Genomic DNA, 20,729 nt, shown 5'->3' on the forward strand with positions numbered 1-20,729 from the left:
CGAATCCCTCGTCGATGAAGAGCGTGTCGAGACGGACGCCGCCGGAGCGAGCGGTGACGACCTCGGCCAGGCCCAGTGCGAGCGCCAGCGAGGCGAGGAAGGTCTCTCCGCCGGACAGCGACTGCGCCGGGCGCGCGAGTCCGGTGTGCGCGTCCATGATCTCGAGGCCGAGGCCGGACGCCGCGCCGCGTGCGGCGAGGGCGTCGCTGTGCTGGAGCCGGTACCGGCCCGACGACATGTCGGACAGGCGGAGGTTGGCCGCCTCGACGATCTCCTCCAGTTCGGCCGCCAGCACGAAGGACTCGAGCGTCATGCGGTGGGTGTTCGGCGCCCGACCGTTCAGCGTGTTCGCGAGGCGCGCGACGACGGCGTGCGTTTCGGCGAGCCCGCCGATGCCGTCGTGGGCGCTCGTGGCGCGGGCGACCAGATCCGCCAGCCTGTCGGCGGTCTGGGCTGCGTGGGCAGCGGTGTCGACGGCCGCGCTCCACTGCTCGCGCGCATCGGCCAGCGCCGCGGCCGTGATGCCGGTGTCGACCGCGTCTTCGGATTCGCCTGCGAGGTCGAGTTCGAGCTCTCGCAGCCGATCTCGTTCCGTGCGCAGCGCGACCTCGTGCTCCCGCACCCGCTCGTCGAGCGCGGCCCGTTCGCGCGCGGTCTGCAGGGCGGCGGCCGCGGCATCCACGTCGGGGAACACGGATGCCGCGACCCGCGCACCCCGTTCCTCCTGCGCCCGGCGGGCCGCTGCGGCCGCGCTCTCGGCGGCACCGATCGCCGCGAGGAGCGACGCCGCGGCGCCGCGCGCCTCGCGCGCCTGGGCGATCCGCTCGGCCACCGTGGCGAATTCGCCGCGTGCCTCGTCGACCGTCTTCTGCGCGGACTCGGCCTCCGCTGCCAGGGCCGCGAGGCGCTCGCGCAGACGGGCGAGCTCGGCCGCCATGGCCTCGTGCTCGGCGCGGGCATCGTTCTCGGCCGACGTGAGCCCGCTGCGCTCTGCGGTCAGGCGATCGCGGTCTGCAGCGGCCTGCTCGGCCGCCGCCAGGTCGGCATCGGCGCGGGCGAGGGCCTCGCTGAGCGCGTCGATCCCGTCGCCCCCGGCGCGGGCGACCGCCGCCGCCAGGGCTTCGCGCGCCGCGCGGGCACCGTCGGCGGCACCGGCCTCCACGAGCGCCGCCGCATCCCGGTCGCCCTCCGCGGCCGCGATCTCGTCGTCGGAGACGGGCTGATCGGATGCCGGAGCCGGGGCCGGATGCTCGGTCGCACCGCACACGGCACACGGCTCGCCGTCGGTCAGCCCGGCCGCGAGCTCACCCGCGTGCCCGGCGAGCCGGCGGCGCAGGAGCGCGGTCACGTTCGACCGTGCGGCGTCGTGAGCGGCGGTCGCCGAGAGGTAGGCCGCCTCCGCCTCGCGCGCCGCGCTCCCCAGCTGCTCGGCCTCGCGCGCAGCCTCGAGGCGCGCGCGGAGGGACTCGCGCTGCACTGTCGTCGCCTCGAGAGTGCCCGCCAGCGCCTGTGCTGCGGGGAGCTCGGCGTCGATCTCGGCGATCCGGGCGGGGAAGGCCGACCGTGCGCGATCGAGGGCAGCGAGCGCCTGTTCGAACTCGTCGGCGGTCGACCGGCCGGCGGCCAGCTCGGCGGTCGTGCGCTCGAGGTCGCGCTCGACGGCCTCGGCGGCCGCCCACACGGCGAGGTCGCCGGTCAGCCTGTCGACGAGAGCGGCGAGCGCCTCGGCGGAGTCCGCTGCGGGCGCGGCCCCGACCGCCCGCCAGTCGGCGCGCCGCCGCCCGACCTCGGCCTCGGCCTCTGCCGCGGCAGCCGCTGCGTCGCTCGCGGCGACGAGGTACGCGCGGAGCTCCTCGGCCGCCAGCGCGTGCACGAGGGCGCTCCGAGCCTCGGCCGCTTCTGGCTCGGACTCTTCGAGTCGCGCGAGAGCGGCGCGGGAGCGGGTGCGCTGCTGCTGCTTGTCGTGCAGCGCCTTCGCGGCCGCATGAGCCGTCTCGGCGACGCGGTGCGCGGCATCCGCCTCGTCGCGCTCGCGTGCCCGGATGTCTGCGCGATAGGCCGCCCGCTGCACCCCCAGCGCCGCGGCCTCGAGCCGCCCGGCGAGGGAGGAGGCCCGCTCACCGGTGCTGGCGAGGTCGGCGGCGGCGAGAAGGCGCTCCGCTTCGCTCACGAGGAGTTCGACGCCGTCGCCGGCCACGGACAGGGCGTGCTCGGCATCCTTGCGTCGCTGCTCGAGCGCCGACTGGTAGCCCTCGTACGTGCGCGTGCCGAACAACCGGCGCAGGAGACGCTGGCGCTCGTCGTTCTTGGCGAGCAGGAACTCCGCGAACCGGTTCTGCGCGAGCAGGATCACCTGGAGGAACTGCTGCTGGCTGAGGCCGAGGATCTCGTCGAGCTCGCGGGCGACGTCGACGGGGCGCGCGGCACGGCCCACCCACTCGCCGTCGACGAGCTCGTCGAGCTGGGCGCGGTGGGGCTCTGTGGTCATGCCCGAGCCGCGCTGCTTGGGGCGCTCGTACTCCGGCGACCGCGTGACGCGCCAGCGCCGATCGGCAGCACTGAACTCGACCGTCACGCGGGTCGGGTCGTCGGGTGCGCAGTGATCGCTGCGCAGCCGGCGCTCCGAGCCCTCGTAGCGCGGCACGCCGCCGTACAGCGCGAACGTCACCCCGTCGAGCACGCTCGACTTGCCGGCCCCGGTGCGGCCGGCGATGAGGAAGATGCCGTCGCCGGCGAACGCGTCGAAGTCGACCATCTGCGGCTCGCGGAACGGTCCGAACCCCGCGAGCTCGAGCCGGTGCAGCCTCACGCCGTCGCCTCCACGAGGCTGCGTTCGTCGATCACGTCGCGAACGACCTCGGCTTCGGCCGGCGACGCACCGTCGCCGTCGCGCACGTGCGAGAGGAACGCGTCGACGAGTTCGGCATCGGACCGCGCACGACGCACGCGTCGCGAGTATGTGAGGCCGTCGTCGCCCCGCACGCCCTCGGGGGTGTGCACGACGGTGGCGCAGAACGGGAACCGCTCCTGCAGGCGCCGCATCGGATCGGGCTGCGGCGTGGCATCGGTGTACTGGGCGCACACCCACGCATCGCGCTCGGCCGCGAACCGCTCGTCGCCCAGGAGCTCGTCGAGCGTGCCGCGGAGGGTCACGAGCCGCCTCGGCACCGGGAGATCGAGCCACCGGGCGGAGGCGAAGCCCTCGGCATCGAGCTCGACCAGCCATGACCCGCGAGGCTTGTCGCCCTCGCCGAAGCTGTAGTGGAGCGGCGCCCCCGCGTAGCGGACCGTCTCGGACAGCTGCTGCCGGCCGTGGATGTGGCCGAGGGCGACGTAGTCGGGTCCGTCGAACGCCGCGAGCGGAACGACGTCGAGGCTGCCCTGCCGGATCTCGCGCTCGACGCCGGGAGTGGCATCCACCCCCGCCGCGAAGCAGTGCGCGACGGCGACGGAGCGGCCGCCGCGTGCGGCGAGGTCGGCGCGCACGAGCCCCATCGCGTGCTCGATCGCCGAGCGCTGCGAGCGCAGGTCGGCGTCGGGCCACAGGTGCCGCACGAGCGCCGGCTCGAGGAACGGGATGCCGTAGACGTGCACTGGTCCGTCGGCGTCGGCGACCGTGATCGGGGTGCCGACCGACAGCGGGTCGGTCACGACGTGGATGCCGTCGCGCAGCAGCGCGGACTGGAATCCGAGCCGCGCCGCGGAGTCGTGGTTGCCGCTCGTGACGATCACCGTCGCGCCGGCGTCGGACAGCCCGCGCAGCGTGTCGGTGAGCAGGCCGTAGCACGCCGCCGCCGGGGCCGCCGAGTCGAACACGTCGCCGGCGACGATCACGACGTCGACCGCGTTCTCGCGCACCTGCGAGACGAGCGCCTCGAGCACGCCGCGCAGCGCATCGAGCGTGGCGTGGCCGTGGAACGACCGCCCGATGTGCCAGTCCGAGGTGTGCAGGATGCGCATGCTCACACCGTACGTTCGCGCTCCGACATCGCGTTCGAGGCGTGCCGGGCACGGGCGACCGGATGCCGCACCCGGGCGCTATCCTGCCGCCATGGCCCTGCCCGAGGTGTGCGTGGTGTACCTCCTGCGCATCGGAACCGAGGGCCTCGAGGTGCTGCTCGGCGACAAGCGCACCGGGCTCGGCCACGGCAAGGTCGTGGGGATCGGCGGGAAGCTCGACCTCGGGGAGACCCCGCGCGACGCGGCCGTGCGCGAGGTGGCCGAGGAGGTCGGTGTGCGGATCGCGGCATCCGATCTCCTGAAGGCCGGCGTGATCGACTACCACTTCCCGACGAAGCCGGCGTGGTCGCAGCGGTCGACCGTGTTCGTCGCCCGCCGGTGGAGCGGCGAGCCGGTCGAGACCGCCGAGATCACACCGCACTGGTACGCCGTCGCCGACGTGCCGTACGCGCGCATGTGGGACGACGCGGTGCGCTGGCTCCCCGGCGTGCTGCGCGGCGGCAGCGTCGACGCCCGCTTCACCTTCGGCCCGGACCTCTCGACGGTCGTCCTCGAGACCAGCTGAACGGATGCCGCGCCCGACGCGCCTGGTCGCCGTCGGCGCGCGTCGGACGTATCGTGGAATATGGCGCCGTCACACGATCCCGCACCCCGCTCCACGGTCGTCGCCCTGGTCGGGGCCGACAGCGACGAGCTGATGTCAGGCCTGTCGCGTCTGCCCGCCGTTGCCGCCATGGCGCTGCGGGAATCCGATCCGGCGGAGGTGACACGGGCAGTGGCCGCAGCATCCCGTCCCTATGTCGTGCACGATGCCGATCCGCTCGAGCATGTGGCCGCCGCATGGGTGGAGCTGTACGAGGAGAAGGCGACCCTCGGCACGCTCGAGGTGGAGGTCGAGACGCTGCTCGGGCTGTTCGATTCGGGCGACGTCGTGATGCCCGACTATTACGTGGTGGCGGGCCCGGAGACGATCGAGGGCACGTGGCGGCACTGGTGGCTCGGTGCGCTCGCGCTGCGGGCACCCTCCCGCGTCCTGCCGGTCGAGGCATCCGAATCCGCGGTGCGCGCGCGACTGCGGGCGCTGCCGGCGTCGCGCCCATGGCCCGAACCGGACTGGCTGCGGCGCGTGCACTTCGACATCCCGGACCGGGTCGGGCTGCGCGACCAGCGCGGCGCCGCGTGAGCGCCCCCTCGTCCTCCCCTGCTCCCGCCCGGCGATTCACCTTCCGCGGAGCCACGCTGGTCGCGGAGCACCTGGGTGCCGGGGAGCCGACGTACGTGCTCGTGCACGGCATCGGCATGGGGCGGAGCGTGTTCGCCGATCTCGTCGCTCACCTCGACGGGTCCGGCGAGGTGGTCGCGGTGGACCTGCCGGGCTACGGCGAGGCGCCGGAGCCGGAGCGCGTGCTGACCATGGAGCGCACCGCCGACCTCGTCGCGGCCTATCTCACGTCCCATGTGCGGCATCCCGCCGTGATCGTCGGGCACTCGATGGGCGCGCAGGTCGCGCTCGAGGTCGCGGCGCGGCACCCGGAGACCGTGGCCAAGCTCGTGCTCGTCGGACCGACCGTCGATCCCAGCGCGCGGACGGCGCCGCGCCAGCTCTTCCGCCTGCTGCGCGACATCGCCGTCGAGAGTCCGAAGGTCATCGCGCTCGGCGCCCGCGAGTACGTGCGCGCGGGACCGCGGCTGCGGGCCAAGTTCCGGGCGATGCTCGTGCACCGTCCCGAGGACGTGCTGGCGAAGGTGAGCACCCCGACCCTCGTGCTGCGCGGGGAAGACGACGTGGTGGCGCCCCGCGCGTGGTGCGCGCGGGTGGTCGCGGGCCTTCCCCGCGGACGGCTCGCCGAAGTGCCCCACCACGGCCACGAGACGATGATCCGGGATGCCGCGCCCGCGGCCGCGCTGATCCGCTCGTTCGCCGCCGAGGACGGCGTCGGACTGCCGCTTCCGCGCTGATTCCTGCCACCTCGGCGGCACCCGGCAATGTCCGACCCCCGGCGTACGTTCGAGTCATCGGAACACACGGAGGAAACAATGCTCTCGCTCGTCACCGCCGCCGAACAGCAGTACCGCCACGACACATGGGCCCGCGATCGCGAACGCGCGATCCTCGACTCGATCCGCGACCGCCGCGCCGCTGAGAAGGCCGCCCTCGCCGAGACCACGCGCCGTCCGCGCCGCACGGCGTGGGCGCGCCCGATCGGGGTCAGGCTCGCGCCGGCAGAGGTCTGCACGACCGCCTGCGCGACAGCCTGACGCGGGTGACGCCCGTCCGGTCAGGACGGGCGTCAGGCGCCGCGGGCGCCCGCCGCCCGGCGTCTCGCGCGGCGCGGACGTTCGCGTAGCTCAGGTGATCAGGGCTGGTCCGGTGCCGCGGCGTCGCCGGTCGAGATCTGCCGGGCGAGCTCCTGCACCTCGGAATCCGGAAGCGGCACGCCGGACTGCTCGAGGCGCTGAGCGAGCACGTGTGCGATCTCCTCGATCGACTTCGTGCCGACATCCTGGCGCGTCTGCGCGACGATGCCCGAGACCTTGTCGACCGCTGAGGCGTCGTTCTGCGACATCGCGGGCAGCCGCTGCTCCTGCTCGGAGCCCAGCGCTCCCGCCCGCTGCGCCTGCCCGGCCGTGAGGGTGTCGCGGCCCTCGTCCTGGCCGTAGTGGTCGCCGCCGGCATCCGAGTCGACCACGCCGACACCGACGGCCTGGTGGCTCGCCGGATCCGCGGGAGTGGCCGCGCCCGAGGCATCCGTCCCCGTCTTCGTCGCGGGCGGCTCGACGGCCCGCGGCTCGTCGGGGCCGGTCGCGGCGACCTCCGGGGTCGCCGGGTCGGGCGGGGCCGTCTCGTTCTCGTTCTTCTCGTGCGTGGCCATCACGGCTCCTCTTCGCCTCGGTCGTCGTCGGATGCCAGATCGGGGTCCGCGCTCTGGCGAGCGATCTCGCCCTCGACGGGATCGTCGGGGCGCAGCGCAGCATCGGTCAGCAGGTGGTCGGCGTCGAGCGCCTCCTCGCTGCGGGCTGCCGCCTCGTCGTCTCCGACTTCGTCCCAGCCGCCTGGCGGGTCGGCGTCGATGACGCCATCGGGTAGGTCACGGTCCATGGATCGCTCCTCTCGTCGACCTCCAGCCTGACGCGCGAGGCCCTGCGGGAGAAGGGCTTGACAGTCCGGCGATCCGGGGTGAGGGGCACCGAAACCCGCAATGCACGCAGTTGCAGCTGCGCATCTTGCGGACAGCCGCGCGGCGACCGCGGGATCAGCCGCGCCGGGCGGGCGTGGTCGCGGCGGCTTGGGCCGCGCGATCCCGGGCGACCGCGTCGCCGACCATCTGCCCACCGCTGCGCAGCAGCGCGCGCCGCCACGGGAGGGTCCCCTCGATCTCGATCTGGATCGACATCGACAGCAGGGTGCGGATGAGCACGATGATGCCGAGGATCGCGGCATCCTCGAGGGAGGGCTTCGAGGTGATGGTGCGGATGAGGTCGGCCGCGACGAGCACCTCGAGCCCGAGCAGGATGGCCGCCCCGAGGGTCGTGCGCAGAACCGTGAACGCGGCAGTGCCGCCTTCGTGACGGGCGAGAGAGCGGGCGCCGAGGACGATCGCGATCACGAACCCGACGATCATCGCGGCGGCGCCGACGACTTCGAAGCCGACGGCCACCACGATGAACAGCTCTTCCATGTGCACGCGGCCAGCTTAGGACCCGCGCCCATTCGCCAGTTCGTGCGGCTTCGGCGCGTTCATACCCGCCGGAAGCGGCGACTTGCGGGCAGTGGGAGGGGCGGGGCTAGGCCGAGCGGCGATCGGCGAGGATCCGGCCGCGTCCGGGGTTGGCGGCGAACCAGTCCTCGACGTACCAGCACACCGGGATCACGCGACGACCGCCGGTGCGCTCCAGGTCGGTGACCGCCCGGTCCACGAGGTCTCCGGCGTATCCGTGGCCGCGGAACGACGGAACGGTGTACGCGCGGGTCATGGCCACCGTGCGTCCGTCGTCGCGGTAGTCCAGCACGCTGACGAGGTCGTCGCCGCGGTGCAGCGTGTAGCGCGAGGCATCCGGTTCGTGCGTGAAGCGCATCTCGGTCACCCGCACAGCGTAAGCCCGTCCGCCGGACACCGGACGCGCGGGGCCGGGATGTCGCGGCCTTCGCACAGCGACATCCCGGCGCACGCTCAGGCGGGCAGGACGCCCGTCCGGGCGAGCCGCGAGTACCAGAGGCCGCTGTCCTTCACGGTGCGCTCGAGGGTGTCGAAGTCGACCCGCACGATGCCGAACCGCTTGGCGTAGCCGTAGCCCCACTCGAAGTTGTCCAGCAGCGACCAGACGAAGTAGCCGCGCAGGTCGACGCCCCGCTCCATCGCCCGGTGGGCGGCCGTGAAGTGGCGGCGAAGGTAGTCCAGGCGCTCGGGGTCGGGAACTGTCCCGTCCTCGGCGACGACGTCGGCGAAGGCCGCGCCGTTCTCGGTCACCATGAGCGGCTGCGCGGGGAACTCCGCCTTCAGCGCGAGCAGCAGCTCCTCGAGTCCCTCCGGAGCGATGTTCCAGCCCATCTCGGTGTAGGGCCCCGGCTGCTGCACGAACTCCACGACCTGATCGCTGCCCGGCCACGCCGTGCCGCCGGCGGCGCCCTTGTGCCCGTCGTTCATCTGCTTCGGCGAGACGCCGTCCCACAGCTGCACGGTCGCCGTCGAGTAGTAATTGACGCCGAGCACGTCGATCGGCTGGTTGATCGCGGCGAGGTCGCCCTCGCGCACGAAGGACCAGTCGGTGACGGATGCCGTGTCCTCGACCACGTCCGCGGGGTACTCCCCCTTCAGGATCGGGTGGGTGAAGACGCGGTTGGCCAGGCCGTCGATGCGCCGCATCGCCTCTCCCGCGCCGTCGCCGACGCCCCGCAGCACATGGAAGTTGAGCGTGATCGAGTAGTCCGGGTCGCCCGTCGAGGTCGCGCGAAGGGCCTGGACCGCACGGCCGTGCGCGAGGTTGAGGTGGTGCACCGCGGCGAGCGCGGCGGCCGGCTCGTGGCGTCCGGGCGCGTGCCCGCCCTGCCCGTAGCCGAGGTACGCCGAGCACCAGGGCTCGTTGAGCGTGGTCCAGGTGTGCACGCGGTCGCCCAGCGCCGCACCCATCACCTCGGCGTACCGCTCGAACGCATCGGCGGTCCCGCGGGCGGGCCAGCCACCGGCATCCTCCAGCGCCTGCGGCAGGTCCCAGTGGTAGAGCGTCGCGACGGGACGGATGCCGCGCTCGAGCAGCCCGTCGACGAGGCGCGAGTAGAAGTCGATGCCCGCCCGGTTCACCTCGCCCGTGCCGGTCGGCATGATGCGCGGCCACGCGATGGAGAAGCGGTAGGCGCCGAGGCCGAGCTCCTTCATCAGGTCGAGGTCGTCGTCGAGCCGGTGGTAGTGGTCGCACGCGACGTCACCGGTGTCGCCGTTCCACACCTTGCCCGGCGTCTTGCTGAAGGTGTCCCAGATCGACGGGCCGCGACCGTCCTCGTCGAAGGCGCCCTCGACCTGATACGACGCGGTGGCCGATCCGAAGGTGAAGCCCGGCGGGAAGACGAGGCCCGCGTCCCGGTAGTCGGGGCTGCCCTGCACGACGGTGGAAGAGGTCACGGTTGTCATCGTGTCACCGCCGCGAGGTCCGCCGTGAATTGTTGCGTCCGGCCGTCCGGGGTCGTCACGGTCACCGTGCGCGAGCCCGTGCCCCCGGGGAACACGCGCAGCTCGAGTCCGTCGAGGTAGTCGTAGTCGGGCCGATCCGACCGAGCTCCCCACGGGATCACGGCGCCGGGCCGGACGTACAGCGGCAGGCTGTCGAAGCCGTGCGTCTCGCGCAGCCAGCGCCCGCCGGCCACCGTCTCGCCCGTGAGGAGACTCGTCCACTCCCCCTCGGGGAGGTAGAAGTCGACGTCGCCATCGGCTGAGAACACCGGCGCGACCAGGATGTCGGACCCCAGCATGTACTGCCGGTCGAGGTGGAGCACCGCCGGGTCGTCCGGGAACTCGAGCAGCATCGGCCGCAGGATCGGGACTCCGGTGGCAGCGGCATCCGCCCCCGCCTGGAACAGGTACGGCATGAGGCGCATCTTCAGGTGCGTGAAGCGCCGGGTGACCTCCACGGCCTCCTCGTCGAACGCCCACGGCACTCGATAGGAGCCCGAGCCGTGGAAGCGCGAGTGGGAGCCGAGCAGGCCGAAGGCGGTCCAGCGCTTGAAGACCGCGGCATCCGGGGTCCCCTCGAAGCCGCCGATGTCGTGGCTCCAGTGGGCGAAGCCGCTGTACGCGAGCGAGAGCCCGCCGCGCAGCGTCTCGGCCATGGACGCGAACGTCGAGGTGGAGTCCCCGCCCCAGTGCACGGGCATGGTCTGCCCGCCCGCCGTGGCCGAACGCGCGAAGAGCACAGCGTCGCCCTCGCCCCGGGCCGCCACGAGCACCTCGTGCACGGCCTCGTTGTAGAGCTGCGTGTAGAGGTTGTGCATCCGCTGCGGGTCGGAGCCGTCCGCCCACTCGACATCAACCGGGATGCGCTCGCCGAAATCGGTCTTGAAGCAGTCGACGCCCTGATCGACGAGGCGTCGCAGGTGCGCCTGGTACCACGCCGTCGCCTCGGGATCGGTGAAGTCGACCAGTCCCATGCCGGCCTGCCACAGGTCCCACTGCCACACCGAGCCGTCTGCGCGCTTCACCAGGAAGCCGCGGTCGGCCGCCTCGCGGAACAGCGGCGAGCGCTGGCCGATGTAGGGGTTGATCCACACGCAGACGCGGAGGTCCTTCTCGTGCAGCCGAGCGAGCATGCCGTCGGGATCGGGGAACGTGCGGGGATCCCACTCGAAGTCGCACCAGTTGAACTCGCGCATCCAGAAGCAGTCGAAGTGGAAGACCGAGACGGGGAGCTCCCGCGCGGCCATCTCATCGATGAACGAGGTGACGGTGGCCTCGTCGTAGTCGGTGGTGAACGACGTCGACAGCCACAGCCCGTACGACCACGCCGGCACGACCGGTGGCCGCCCGGTGAGCGCGGTATAGCGCTCGAGCACCTCCTTGGGCGTCGGACCGTCGATGACGAAATACTCGAGCACCTCGCCCGGCACGGAGAACTGCACGCGCTCGACGGCCTCGGAGCCGATCTCGAAGGAGACGTGCCCCGGGTCGTTGACGAGCACGCCGTAGCCCCGGCTGGAGAGGTAGAACGGCACGCTCTTATAGGCCTGCTCGCTGGAGGTGCCGCCGTCGGCGTTCCAGATCTCGACGGTCTGGCCGTTCTTCGCGACCGGGCCGAACCGCTCGCCCAGGCCGTAGACGACCTCGCCGACGCCGAGGTCGAGCTGTTCGTGCACGAACACGCGCTCCTGCGGGGCTGGGGAGTCGCCACGGGCGTTGCCGACGATGCCGGTGTCGACCTGCGCGTCGGCGGCAAGCCGCACGTAGCCCTGTGCCTTGTGGCCGCTCGAGGTGAGGACTCGCCCGTCGTGCTCGAACGTCAGCGCCCACGGCGCCCCGTGCGCGATCCGAGCGGTCAGACCGCCCGTGGTAAGCACGCCGCCCTCGGGGGTCACGACGGCCTCGCCCGCCCCGCCCTCGACGGCGCCGGGGAGCCCGAACCCGCCGTGCCACGCCCCGCCCTCGTGGTGGGCGACCCGCACGCGGACGACCCCCTCGAGCGGCGAGGACAGGGTCACGGTGAGCACCGGGCGGTTGAGCGTGTCGCCGCGCTTGGAGATGACCGAGGTGGGGGCGGTGACCACCAGGCCGCGGCCGTCGGCCGAGGCATCCGCTTCCCATACGTCGTACGCCTCCTGGGCGTAGAGGGCGGTGACTCCGGGACGGAGCTGCCAGAACCCGTCGGTGAACTTCATTACTTGACTGCTCCTGCCGTGATGCCGCGCGTGAGGGTGCGCTGGAAGATGAAGAAGAAGACGAGCGTCGGGATGATGCTGAGCAGCGCCGCGCCCGCGGTCGTCGTGACGTCCATGAGCCGGTCCCCCGTCAGGACGCTGACCGCCACCGGCACGGTCTGGTTGGCGTTCGAGGGCAGGAACGTCAGCGGGATGAGGAACTCGTTCCACGTCCAGATGAAGAAGAAGATGAGCAGCACCGACAGCGTCGGACGACTGATCGGGAAGACGACGCGCCACAGGATCTGCCACCTGCTCGCCCCGTCGAGGGAGGCCGCCTCGAGCACCTCCCGCGGGAAGGTGCCGTAGACCGAGGCCAGAAGGTAGGTGCCGAACGCCGCCTGGACGACGGTGAAGACGATGATGACCGACCACACGCTGTCGTAGAGCCCCACCGACTTGAACATGTAGTACAGCGGGTAGAGCAGCGCCTCCTGCGGCAGGAGATTCGCCAGCAGGAACAGCAGCACGATCCAGGTGCGCCCGCGCACCCGGCCGATTCCGATCGCGAAAGCGTTGAGCACCGAGATCAGCACCGCGAGCACGGCGACCACGCCGGAGATGAAGATCGAGTTCCACACCTTCTGCGGGAAGTTCACGCGGTCCCAGAAGGCTTGGATGCCGGAGAGGTCGATCGCCTGCGGAAGCGCGAACGGACCCGAGGTCGCGTATTCGATCGGCGACTTGAAGGCGTTCACGAGGATCAGGTAGAAGGGCACGAGGACGACGAGGGCGCCGACGATGACGGCCACGAGAAGCACCCAGTCGAGAGCGCGCTTCTTGGTCATGCCGCCCCGGGGGCGCACGCGGGTCTTCCCCTGCGTGATGATTGCGGTCGTCGCGGCCATCACAGACCAGCCCTTTCCTTGCGCTCCATCGAGCTCTGCACGCGGATGAAGATGATCGAGACGATGACCACGAGGATCGTGAGGACCGTCGCGATCGTGGCGCCGTACCCGATGTTCCGCTTCGTGAAGAACTCGGTGTAGGCGTAGTAGGCGGGCACGAGGGTCGCGCCGGCGGGACCGCCCTGCGTGATGATGTAGACCGGTCCGAAGACCTTGAGCGCCGCGATCGTGCAGGTGAGCGTGACGACGAAGATCTCGGGCCGGATGATGCTGAGGGTGATCGCGCGGAACCGCTGGAACCAGTTGGCGCCGTCGAGCTCGGCGGCTTCGTAGAGCTCGGGGTCGACGCGCTGGAGAGCAGCCATGAACACCACGATCGGGTACCCGAGCTGCACCCACACGAGAACCAGCATGAGGACGATGAGGGCGGACGGCATCTGCCCCAGCCAGTCGACGGCGGGGATGCCGAAGACGCTCAGGATCTGGTTCATGGCCCCGGTGTCGCCCGGGCGGAACATCCAGCCGATCACGATGCCGGCCACCGCGATGGGGAGGATCTGCGGGAGGTAGTAGGTCGCGCGGAGGAAGCTGCCCACCTTGCCGCCGAACTTGCGCCCGACGACGTCGAAGAGGAGAGCGGCGACGATGAGGCCGACGGTGGTCGGAACGACCACCATGGCGAGGACCATCCAGATCGAGTTGATGAAGGACGTCCAGAACTTCTGGTCCTGGAAGATCTCGATCCAGTTGCCGAGGCCGATGAACTCGGGCTCGCGCACCCCGCGCCACTCGGTGAACGTGAGATACACGTTGAACACGAGCGGGATGACGATGATGACCAGCAGCAGCACGAAGCCGGGGAGAAGGTAGAGCCAGTAGCCGCCGGTGCTGCCGCCGCGCTGCGGGATCGAGGGCTCGTCGGCCGGGGGCTTGGGCTTCGTACGGGCGCCGTGCTCGGCGCGGGTGAGGACAGCCATGGTGGGTCTCCTGTGGGGGGGGGGGGGGGCCGCCGGCCCCCCCCCCCCCCGCCGGTCGGTCAGCGGAAGTCCGCTGTTCCTGCTTCGTACTCGGTGCCGAGGTTCGCGTTGGTCGTCTGGGCGTCCTGCGTGCCGGTCACCAGGCCCTGGAGCTGCTGGACGATGACGTCGTAGAAGCCGGCCGCGGGCCAGTCGGGGTAGAACGACAGACCGTCGTCGTCGAGGATCCCGTTGAACGTCGCGATGAGCTCCTGGCTCTTCGGGTCGGTGATGTCGGTGGGGTCGGCAGCGACGGGGACTCCGCCGTTGTTGCCGATGATCGCCTGGATCTCCGGCCGCATCGTGATGTCGATGAACTCGTACGCGAGCTCCTTGTTCGCGGCGTTCTCGGGCACGACCCAGAGGTTGCCCGAGGAGCCGAGGGAGAGCTGCGTCTCCGGGAAGGCCTGGAGCGTCCAGTCGAAGCCCGCCTCCTCCACGAAGCGGCCGTACCACCACGAGCCCGACACGAAGATCGGCGCCGTGCCGTTGATGAAGCTGACGCCCGCGTCCTCCGCCTTGACCGACGAGACATCCGAGGCGATGTAGCCCTTGTCGACGTACTCCTGGAGCGTCTCGGTGGCGTAGGTCAGCTCGGGACCCTGCCAGTCCACGGGGTTCTCGTACAGCTGGTAGTCGTTGACGAACTGGCGGTCGGCCTCCGTCAGCGCGAGCTGGTACCACAGCTGGCCCAGCGGGTACTCGGCGCCCGCCTCGGCGAGCGGCGTGATGCCCTGCGCGACGAAGGCGTCGAGCACGTCCACGAACTCGTCGTAGGTGGTCGGGATCTCCAGGCCCGCCTCCGCGAACGCCTCGGTGTTGTAGTACACGCCGACGAACTCGCCGTAGTTGGGGATGCCGTACCACGTGTCGCCGCCCATGACCCCGTCCTCCGAGTACTTCGCGGTCGTCTGCAGCGACGGGGCGAGCTTGTCGGCCCAGCCGTACTCGTCGACGGCGTCGGAGATGTCGGCGATCAGGCCGGTGGAGGCCAGGAACCCGGCGGTGGCGTTGCCCTTGTTGAACTCCATGAGGTCGGGCGCGGCATCCGAGTCCAGCACCTGGCTCGCGGTCTTCTGGATCTGCTCGAAGGACTTCTGCTCGAACTCGACGGTCGCGCCGGTCTCCTCCTCGAAGACGGCGATGGCCTCGTTCCAGGCCTTGGCCATGGCGCTGTCTTCACCCTCGTAGTGCCAGAGCTTCAGGGTGTCGCCGCCGCCTTCGCCGCCGCCGCCGCCACCGGCGCAGCCGGCGAGTGCGATCGCTCCGACCGTGAGGACGCCGACGGCGGCGAGGCCGCGCCGAGCGTTGTTGCGTGTGATTCGTGCCATCAGTGGCACTCCTTTCTTGGTGACCTGCGTTGGTCGAGGGGTGGGATTCAGTTGTCGAAGCGCTTCGATAACGGGCAGCGAAACGCGAATCGGATGCCGCGGCGGTCAGTCCCCCGCAGCCTCCGACGATCTGGGCGCGGCGATCGAGCCGCGGGCGGTGTACGTCGGGGGGATGAGCCGCACGCCCGGCTGCGGGCGATCGGCTCCGAGGGTCTGCAGCGCGAGGTCGACGGCGAGGTCGCACGACGTCTCGGGCACGAGCGGGATCGCATCGAGCGCGACCGGAAGTCCCGTGAGGTCGAACGAGGCGCCCACCGAGATCAGCGAGACGTCGGCGGGAACGCTCAGCCCCCGCGTCTCGAGCTCGGCGAGCACCGCCGCGTGGGCGTCGTCCGCGCAGTGCAGGATGAGCGCCGTCGCACCGGCGTCGAGCAGTTCGCCGACAGCGCGCCGCGTGGTCTGGCGGTTCGCATGCTTCGAACCCGTGGTGCGCGCGGCCGCCTCAACGCCGCGCTCGGCACTCCGCTGGAGCACGGCGGACCGCACGCGCGGCGGGAAGTTCGACTTCACGTAGGCGGTCTCGGCCTGTCCGACGAGGCCGATCGAGCGGTGGCCCGCGTCGGCGAGCAGGTCGACCGCCTGGGCCGCGGCGGCCTCGAAGTCGAGGTCGACGCAGATGAGGCCGTCGTTGTCGTCGGGGATCCCGATGAACACGGTGGGCGTCGCGATCTGCCGCGCGAGGGCGACGCGTGCATCGTCCGGGGCGACGTCGAGCACGAGGATGGCGTCGACCAGGCCGTTCGCGGCGACCCGGCTCATTCCCGCCTGCGCCTGCTCGTCGGTGAGGAGCAGGATGTCGTAGTCGTTGCGGCGCGCGGCGACCGCGGTGGCGAGCACGAACGCCATGTGGGTGGGGGCGTGGGTGTCCTTGCGCAGCGGCTCGGTGAGGGCGAAGATCTGCGTCCGTGAACCGGCCAGCATGCGAGCGCCGGCGTTGGGGCTGTACCCGAGTTCGTGGACGGCGGCTTCGATGCGACGCCGGGTGTCGGCGGCCACCGGCCGCTTTCCGCTGAGTGCGTACGACACGGTGGAGATCGACACCCCGGCAGCCTCGGCCACCTCGTTGATGTTCGCCACGTCGACCTCATCGTCTGTCGGAAGTTCAGGGTCGAAGCGCTTCGCGGAAACGCTTCGACAGGCATGTTAGGCACAACGACGACGAGAGCGCAAGACATTTGTGGCATTTGCCAACAAATCTCATCGAGCTCCAGTCGGGCGCCGATTGAGCAAAGTGTCACATTTCGTCATGCGCGGGACGCGGCATCCGGGCGATTTGACGCATGGGGACGCACTCCGTCATAATCGGCCACATGACTGACAACGCACGCTACCTGTCCGCCTGGGAGGCGAACGGAGCTGCCGGCATGATGATGGCCGGTCGCGTTGCCACGTGTTGTCGAATGTGCCACTAGCACGGTGACCCCCGCCGGACCCGCACGCCGCTTCTGAACAACGGCCTGGCGAGTCCCCCGAGCACCGGATTCGCCGCGTCGATCACGCGCGAACGGATGCCTCGCACAACGCCCGACGACGGGCACCGCCCCACCGGGCATACGCACACCCGAGCCCCTTCTCGCCGTCCCACGGCCGGGCTCCCTCCCGCAAGGAACCCATCATCATGTCGACCACCGCCCTTCTCGACCGCCCCACCACCGCTGCTCCCGTGACGCCCGTCCGCCACCTGCGCGCCGTCACCCGTCCGGTTCCGACCGTCGACGCGCCCGCCCCTGCGGCCGAGGCCCCCGCGGCTCCGGCCGCTCCGGCCGCTCCGGCCGCTCCGGCTCAGCGCAACCTCCCGCCCGGAACCGCTCCGCGCGGCTTCGCGCTGTACGTCGGGATCGACGAGGCCAAGGCCGCGGCATCCGGTGTCAGCCTCGGCGTGCTCGTCGACGCGCTGCGCCGGACGCTGGGCGAACTGGCGCCCGGCGCCGAGACCTACGCGACCGTCGCCCTCGCCCCCGTCGGGTCGGGCGGCCGCGACGTCGACGTCGTGCGCCTCGCGCTGCACGAGCCCTCGGCGATCGCGCGCACCAAGCAGGAGGAGCCCGAGGACGAGGACCGCGCCGCCGGCGGAGTGGTCGTCGACATCTCGCGCAAGCGCGTGCTCATCGACGGCGAGTCCGCGGCGTTCACCTTCAAGGAGTTCGAGCTGCTGCAGTACCTCGTGCTCCGCGAAGGCCGCACCATCGAGCGCACCGAGCTGGTGACCTCGCTCTGGCAGGGCGCCACCGAGGAGGAGGCCCCGGGCGAGCGCACGATCGACGTGCACGTGCGGCGCCTGCGCGCCAAGCTCGGCCGCTACGAGGACATCGTCCGCACCGTGCGCGGCGTCGGCTACCGCTTCGACCGCCACGCCGACGTGGTCATCCGCTACGGCCACGGCACCCCTTCGCCCGACCGCTTCTGACCCTCGGGGCTCCGGGGCGTCCTCGTTGACGCCCTCCGCGGCCCGTCGCGTCCTTCGTCGACGCCCTCCGCGGCCTCCTGCGCCCGGCCGGCGGCGGCGACCTCCTGCCCTTCGGGCGCGGCCGCGGGCGCGGGGCCCGGACTCTCGGGGCGGCGGGGGCGGCGGGGGGCGAGAGTGCAGGAGTTATGCGCCCGGGCGGCTCACGAGAGAGGTTCGGGATGCCGCAGCCGGCGGGTGTCAGTGCCGCACGGCTTCGGACTCGGACGGCTCCGGATGTCGGAGCCCGGGGCGTACCCTCGTGACATGACCTTCGTCGCGCCGAGCCGCCCCCGGGGAACGGCGCTGCGCGACCCCCGGCCCGATCCGGGACGGCCGATCGAGACGGAGTACCGGCCGCGGCATCCGCTCGACGTGCGCCGCACCGTGCTGTTCCTGCGCCGCGGCGCGGGCGACCCGGCGATGACCGTGGCCGGCTCGGTGATCTGGCGAGCGAGCAGAACGCCCGAGGGGGTCGCGACACTCGCGATCCGCGAGACGGCGCCCGGTATCGTGCGCGCGGCGGCGTGGGGCCCGGGTCGGGAGTGGGCGCTCGCGCAGCTTCCCGAGCTGTGCGGCGCGGGCGACGATCCGACGGACTTCGACGGGTCGCGGCATCCGCTGATCGCCGAGGCCCACCGCCGCAACCCCGGCCTGCGGCTCGCCCGCACCGGGCTGGTGTTCGACGCCCTCGCGTGCGCGATCTTCGAGCAGAAGATCACCGGCATGCAGGCGTTCGCCGCGTGGCGGCGCATCCTGACCTGGAGCGGCGAGCGAGCCCCCGGGCCCACGCCGCGTCCGATGTTCGCGCCGCCGTCGATCGAGGCCTGGCAGCACGTGCCGTCGTGGGCGTGGCATCGCGCCGGTCTCGAGCCCCCGCAGTCTCGCACGGTCGTGCGCGCGGCCCGCCGCGGCGACTCCCGCGTGCGAGCGGTGCTGGCCGCCGAAGACGGCGAGGCGGTCGATCGCGTGCTGGTCAGCCAGCCCGGGATCGGCCCGTGGACGTCGGCCGAGACCCGCATCCGGGCGCTGGGCGACCCCGACGCCGTCAGCGTCGGAGACTTCCACCTCGCCCACGAGGTCGGCTACGCCCTGACCGGCGAGCGTGTCGACGACGACGGGATGCTGCGGCTCCTGGCGCCCTGGGCGGGGCAGCGTCAGCGCGTCATCCGCCTCCTCTACGCCAGCGGCGTGCAGGAGCCCCGGCGCGCGCCGCGCCTGCACCCCGAGGATCACCGAGACCGCTGACCCCCGCGCGCATACTGATCCGACCCGGCCCGGGCGTCGTTGCCACGAGGACGAGCGACTTCACGCCAGGATGAACGCATGATCGAGGCGATGCACGGACTGCCCGAAGGCGTCCTCGGATTCCGCGCGGTGGGGGCGGTCGAGGCCGCGGACTACGAGAGCGTGCTCGACCCGGCGATCGACGCGGCGGTCGCGGAGGGCCGCAAGGTGAATCTGGTCTTCGTCCTCGGCGACGACTTCGAGCGGTACTCGCTCGGTGCGCTGTGGAAGGATGCCGAGCTCGAGGGCAAGCCGGCCCACATCTGGGGCCGTATCGCCCTGGTGACCGGTCACGCCGTGATCGCCGAGATCATCCACGGCATCTCCTTCCTCTTCCCGTGCGAGCTGCGGATCTTCGATGTCGACGCGGTCGACGACGCCGTCGCGTGGGCTGCGGAGGGTCCGATCGAGGCCTGACACCACAGGCCCTCGACGGTGTCGGTGGCCGGGAGGACACTGGATGTCGCCACGCGGCCGGGCGCGGCATCCGATCCCTCTCACCAGGAGCAGACATGCCCAGCCTCAACCCCTATCTCTCGTTCCAAAACCAGGCCCGTGAGGCCATGACCTTCTACCAAGGAGTGTTCGGGGGCGAGCTCGACATCTCGACGTTCGGCCAGTACGAGGGCATGGTGCAGGACCCGGCCGACGGCGACCTCGTGATGCACGCGCAGCTGACGAGTCCCGACGGCTTCGTGCTGATGGGGGCCGACACCCCGACCGGTATGGAGTACCGCGCACCGGCGGGAGTCTCGGTGTCGGTCAGCGGTGACGACGAAACCGCGCTGCAGGACTGGTGGGACGCCCTCGCCGACGGTGGCACCGTCGTGATGCCGTTCGACACGCCCCCGTGGGGCGGCCGGTTCGGGATGCTCACCGACCGGTTCGGCATCGATTGGATGGTCGCCCTCAACGCCACGCCGAGCTGATCCGCCCCGCTGAGGGCGGGTCGGCGCGAGGGTCTCCGCCGGGCCGTGCGGGCCCTAGGCTGTCCCCATGACCACACCTCGCAAGCGCTGGACGCGCGGCCACTCGGGCTGGGCGGTCGGCACGGCGCTCATCTTCACGCTCGGCATCGTGTTCGGGATGATCTGGGGCCAGCTGCTCGTCGGGCTGTTCCTGGCCTTCGCCGTGTCGATCGGATGGCTCATCGCCTACGAGTCCTGGCGCGGCCGGAGCGTCGGCATCGAGAACCGCGACGACAACGGCGCACAGCTGTAACGGCATCCGTCTTCCGCCGGCCGCGGGCGCGTCGTATCGTGAGCGCCAGGAGGTGGTCCGAATGCGTGCCACTGTCGGCGACCGCGTCATCATCCATGGGCGCATCGTGGGATCGGCTGGCCGCGCCGGAGAGGTCATCGAGGTGCGCGGCTCCGAGGAAGCTCCGCTGCTCGTCGTGCGCTACGACGACGGGCACGAGGCGGTTCTCTCTCCGGGGAGCGACTGCGAGATCCGCCACGAGGAGTGAGCGGCCGAGCCGCTCCGGCGCGGGCGGTCGTCGTCAGGCGCGCCAGAGGGTGAGCTTGTCGGGATTGCGCACGATGTAGACATCCGTGATGCGGCCTCCGGCGACCGCGAGCGAGATGACCGCGTCGGCGCTGCCCTTCACCGTCACGAGGAACGCCAGGCCGTCGGCCGTGAGCGTCGGCTCGACCTGAGCCTCGGGGACCAGGTGCGGAAGTCCCAGGACGAATCTCGCTACACGGTCCGCACCGACCACCGGTCGGCGCGCAGCCGAGACGCGTCCGCCGCCGTCGGCGCGCAGCACGACGTCGGGAGCGAGCACCGCCACCAGCGCCGCCAGATCGCCGGTCGCGGTCGCCGCCGCGAAGGCGCGGGCGCCCGCGTCGTGCTCGTCGCGGGGGGCGACCCCCGCTCGCCGCT

Annotated in this window: 23 protein-coding genes; 10 read left to right on the forward strand and 13 right to left on the reverse strand. The window is 71.8% G+C overall.

The genetic code is table 11. The features are described 5' to 3' along the window. Positions 1–2,809 (reverse strand): AAA family ATPase (locus ACE3O1_RS08870; protein WP_374314597.1); only part of this gene is annotated, 2,809 nt, incomplete at its 3' end. Beyond that, positions 2,806–3,960, reverse strand: coding sequence for an exonuclease SbcCD subunit D (locus ACE3O1_RS08875; protein WP_374314599.1), 1,155 nt, complete (start codon positions 3,958–3,960; stop codon positions 2,806–2,808). The genes ACE3O1_RS08870 and ACE3O1_RS08875, both read right to left, overlap by 4 nt. Positions 3,961–4,051: 91 nt before the next feature. Here ACE3O1_RS08875 and ACE3O1_RS08880 point away from each other — a divergent pair, with 91 nt between their 5' ends. The 4 genes from ACE3O1_RS08880 (at position 4,052) to ACE3O1_RS08895 (ending at position 6,219) form a co-directional block, all read left to right on the forward strand. Then, positions 4,052–4,525 (forward strand): 8-oxo-dGTP diphosphatase, encoded by a 474-nt coding sequence (locus tag ACE3O1_RS08880; RefSeq protein WP_374314601.1) that lies wholly within the window; start codon positions 4,052–4,054, stop codon positions 4,523–4,525. A 60-nt stretch (positions 4,526–4,585) separates the two neighbouring features. Beyond that, positions 4,586–5,143, forward strand: a complete 558-nt coding sequence (locus tag ACE3O1_RS08885; protein ID WP_374314603.1) for a hypothetical protein — start codon at positions 4,586–4,588, stop codon at positions 5,141–5,143. Next, complete coding sequence (locus tag ACE3O1_RS08890) at positions 5,140–5,919, forward strand: alpha/beta fold hydrolase (protein WP_374314606.1); 780 nt, start codon at positions 5,140–5,142, stop codon at positions 5,917–5,919. Before ACE3O1_RS08885 ends, ACE3O1_RS08890 begins: the two co-directional genes overlap by 4 nt. Before the next feature lie 78 nt (positions 5,920–5,997). Continuing rightward, the gene (locus ACE3O1_RS08895) at positions 5,998–6,219 is read left to right on the forward strand and encodes a hypothetical protein (RefSeq protein WP_374314608.1); all 222 of its coding nucleotides are present in this window, start codon (positions 5,998–6,000) and stop codon (positions 6,217–6,219) included. Positions 6,220–6,317: 98 nt separating this feature from the next. Here ACE3O1_RS08895 and ACE3O1_RS08900 read toward each other — a convergent pair whose 3' ends face one another. From ACE3O1_RS08900 to ACE3O1_RS08945, 10 genes are all read right to left on the reverse strand, one after another. Further along, positions 6,318–6,833, reverse strand: coding sequence for a hypothetical protein (locus ACE3O1_RS08900; protein ID WP_374314610.1), 516 nt, complete (start codon positions 6,831–6,833; stop codon positions 6,318–6,320). Next, positions 6,833–7,060 (reverse strand): hypothetical protein, encoded by a 228-nt coding sequence (locus tag ACE3O1_RS08905; RefSeq protein ID WP_374314612.1) that lies wholly within the window; start codon positions 7,058–7,060, stop codon positions 6,833–6,835. Before ACE3O1_RS08905 ends, ACE3O1_RS08900 begins: the two co-directional genes overlap by 1 nt. A 154-nt stretch (positions 7,061–7,214) precedes the next feature. Then, the gene (locus ACE3O1_RS08910) at positions 7,215–7,640 is read right to left on the reverse strand and encodes a DUF1622 domain-containing protein (protein WP_374314642.1); all 426 of its coding nucleotides are present in this window, start codon (positions 7,638–7,640) and stop codon (positions 7,215–7,217) included. A gap of 106 nt (positions 7,641–7,746) precedes the next feature. Then, entirely contained in the window at positions 7,747–8,037 is a 291-nt protein-coding gene (locus ACE3O1_RS08915) for a GNAT family N-acetyltransferase (protein ID WP_374314644.1), read from the reverse strand. A 95-nt stretch (positions 8,038–8,132) separates the two neighbouring features. Further along, positions 8,133–9,587 carry a glycoside hydrolase family 1 protein gene (locus ACE3O1_RS08920; RefSeq protein WP_374314614.1) on the reverse strand — a complete coding sequence of 485 codons (1,455 nt, stop codon included), beginning with the start codon at positions 9,585–9,587 and terminating at the stop codon, positions 8,133–8,135. Continuing rightward, positions 9,584–11,821: an alpha-xylosidase gene (gene yicI / locus ACE3O1_RS08925; protein ID WP_374314616.1), complete on the reverse strand. Its 2,238-nt coding sequence runs from the start codon at positions 11,819–11,821 to the stop codon at positions 9,584–9,586. The genes ACE3O1_RS08920 and yicI overlap by 4 nt, the downstream gene beginning before the upstream one ends. Further along, positions 11,821–12,708, reverse strand: coding sequence for a carbohydrate ABC transporter permease (locus ACE3O1_RS08930; protein ID WP_374314618.1), 888 nt, complete (start codon positions 12,706–12,708; stop codon positions 11,821–11,823). Before ACE3O1_RS08930 ends, yicI begins: the two co-directional genes overlap by 1 nt. Next, a complete protein-coding gene (locus tag ACE3O1_RS08935) occupies positions 12,708–13,685 on the reverse strand; it encodes a carbohydrate ABC transporter permease (RefSeq protein ID WP_374314620.1) in 978 nt (325 codons plus the stop codon). The genes ACE3O1_RS08930 and ACE3O1_RS08935 overlap by 1 nt, the downstream gene beginning before the upstream one ends. 59 nt (positions 13,686–13,744) lie before the next feature. Further along, on the reverse strand, positions 13,745–15,055 hold the full coding sequence (locus ACE3O1_RS08940; RefSeq protein WP_374314622.1) for an ABC transporter substrate-binding protein: 1,311 nt from the start codon (positions 15,053–15,055) through the stop codon (positions 13,745–13,747). 105 nt (positions 15,056–15,160) lie between these two features. Beyond that, positions 15,161–16,192 (reverse strand): LacI family DNA-binding transcriptional regulator, encoded by a 1,032-nt coding sequence (locus ACE3O1_RS08945; protein ID WP_374314624.1) that lies wholly within the window; start codon positions 16,190–16,192, stop codon positions 15,161–15,163. A 541-nt stretch (positions 16,193–16,733) separates the two neighbouring features. Here ACE3O1_RS08945 and ACE3O1_RS08950 point away from each other — a divergent pair. The 6 genes from ACE3O1_RS08950 to ACE3O1_RS08975 all read left to right on the forward strand — a co-directional run bounded on the left by ACE3O1_RS08950 (position 16,734) and on the right by ACE3O1_RS08975 (position 20,313). Beyond that, entirely contained in the window at positions 16,734–17,522 is a 789-nt protein-coding gene (locus ACE3O1_RS08950; protein WP_374314626.1) for a winged helix-turn-helix domain-containing protein, read from the forward strand. A 303-nt stretch (positions 17,523–17,825) separates the two neighbouring features. Next, complete coding sequence (locus tag ACE3O1_RS08955; protein ID WP_374314628.1) at positions 17,826–18,806, forward strand: DNA-3-methyladenine glycosylase; 981 nt, start codon at positions 17,826–17,828, stop codon at positions 18,804–18,806. 78 nt (positions 18,807–18,884) lie between these two features. Then, positions 18,885–19,262: an STAS/SEC14 domain-containing protein gene (locus ACE3O1_RS08960; protein ID WP_374314631.1), complete on the forward strand. Its 378-nt coding sequence runs from the start codon at positions 18,885–18,887 to the stop codon at positions 19,260–19,262. 95 nt (positions 19,263–19,357) lie between these two features. Further along, positions 19,358–19,774 carry a VOC family protein gene (locus ACE3O1_RS08965; protein WP_374314633.1) on the forward strand — a complete coding sequence of 139 codons (417 nt, stop codon included), beginning with the start codon at positions 19,358–19,360 and terminating at the stop codon, positions 19,772–19,774. Positions 19,775–19,841: 67 nt separating this feature from the next. Next, the gene (locus ACE3O1_RS08970; protein ID WP_374314635.1) at positions 19,842–20,066 is read left to right on the forward strand and encodes a hypothetical protein; all 225 of its coding nucleotides are present in this window, start codon (positions 19,842–19,844) and stop codon (positions 20,064–20,066) included. A gap of 61 nt (positions 20,067–20,127) precedes the next feature. Next, positions 20,128–20,313, forward strand: a complete 186-nt coding sequence (locus ACE3O1_RS08975; protein WP_374314638.1) for a DUF1918 domain-containing protein — start codon at positions 20,128–20,130, stop codon at positions 20,311–20,313. A gap of 33 nt (positions 20,314–20,346) precedes the next feature. Here ACE3O1_RS08975 and ACE3O1_RS08980 read toward each other — a convergent pair. Further along, a partial coding sequence (locus tag ACE3O1_RS08980; RefSeq protein WP_374314640.1) for a nuclear transport factor 2 family protein occupies positions 20,347–20,729 on the reverse strand: 383 nt, incomplete at its 5' end.

Source organism: Microbacterium sp. (assembly GCF_041909575.1).
Taxonomy (GTDB): domain Bacteria; phylum Actinomycetota; class Actinomycetes; order Actinomycetales; family Microbacteriaceae; genus Microbacterium.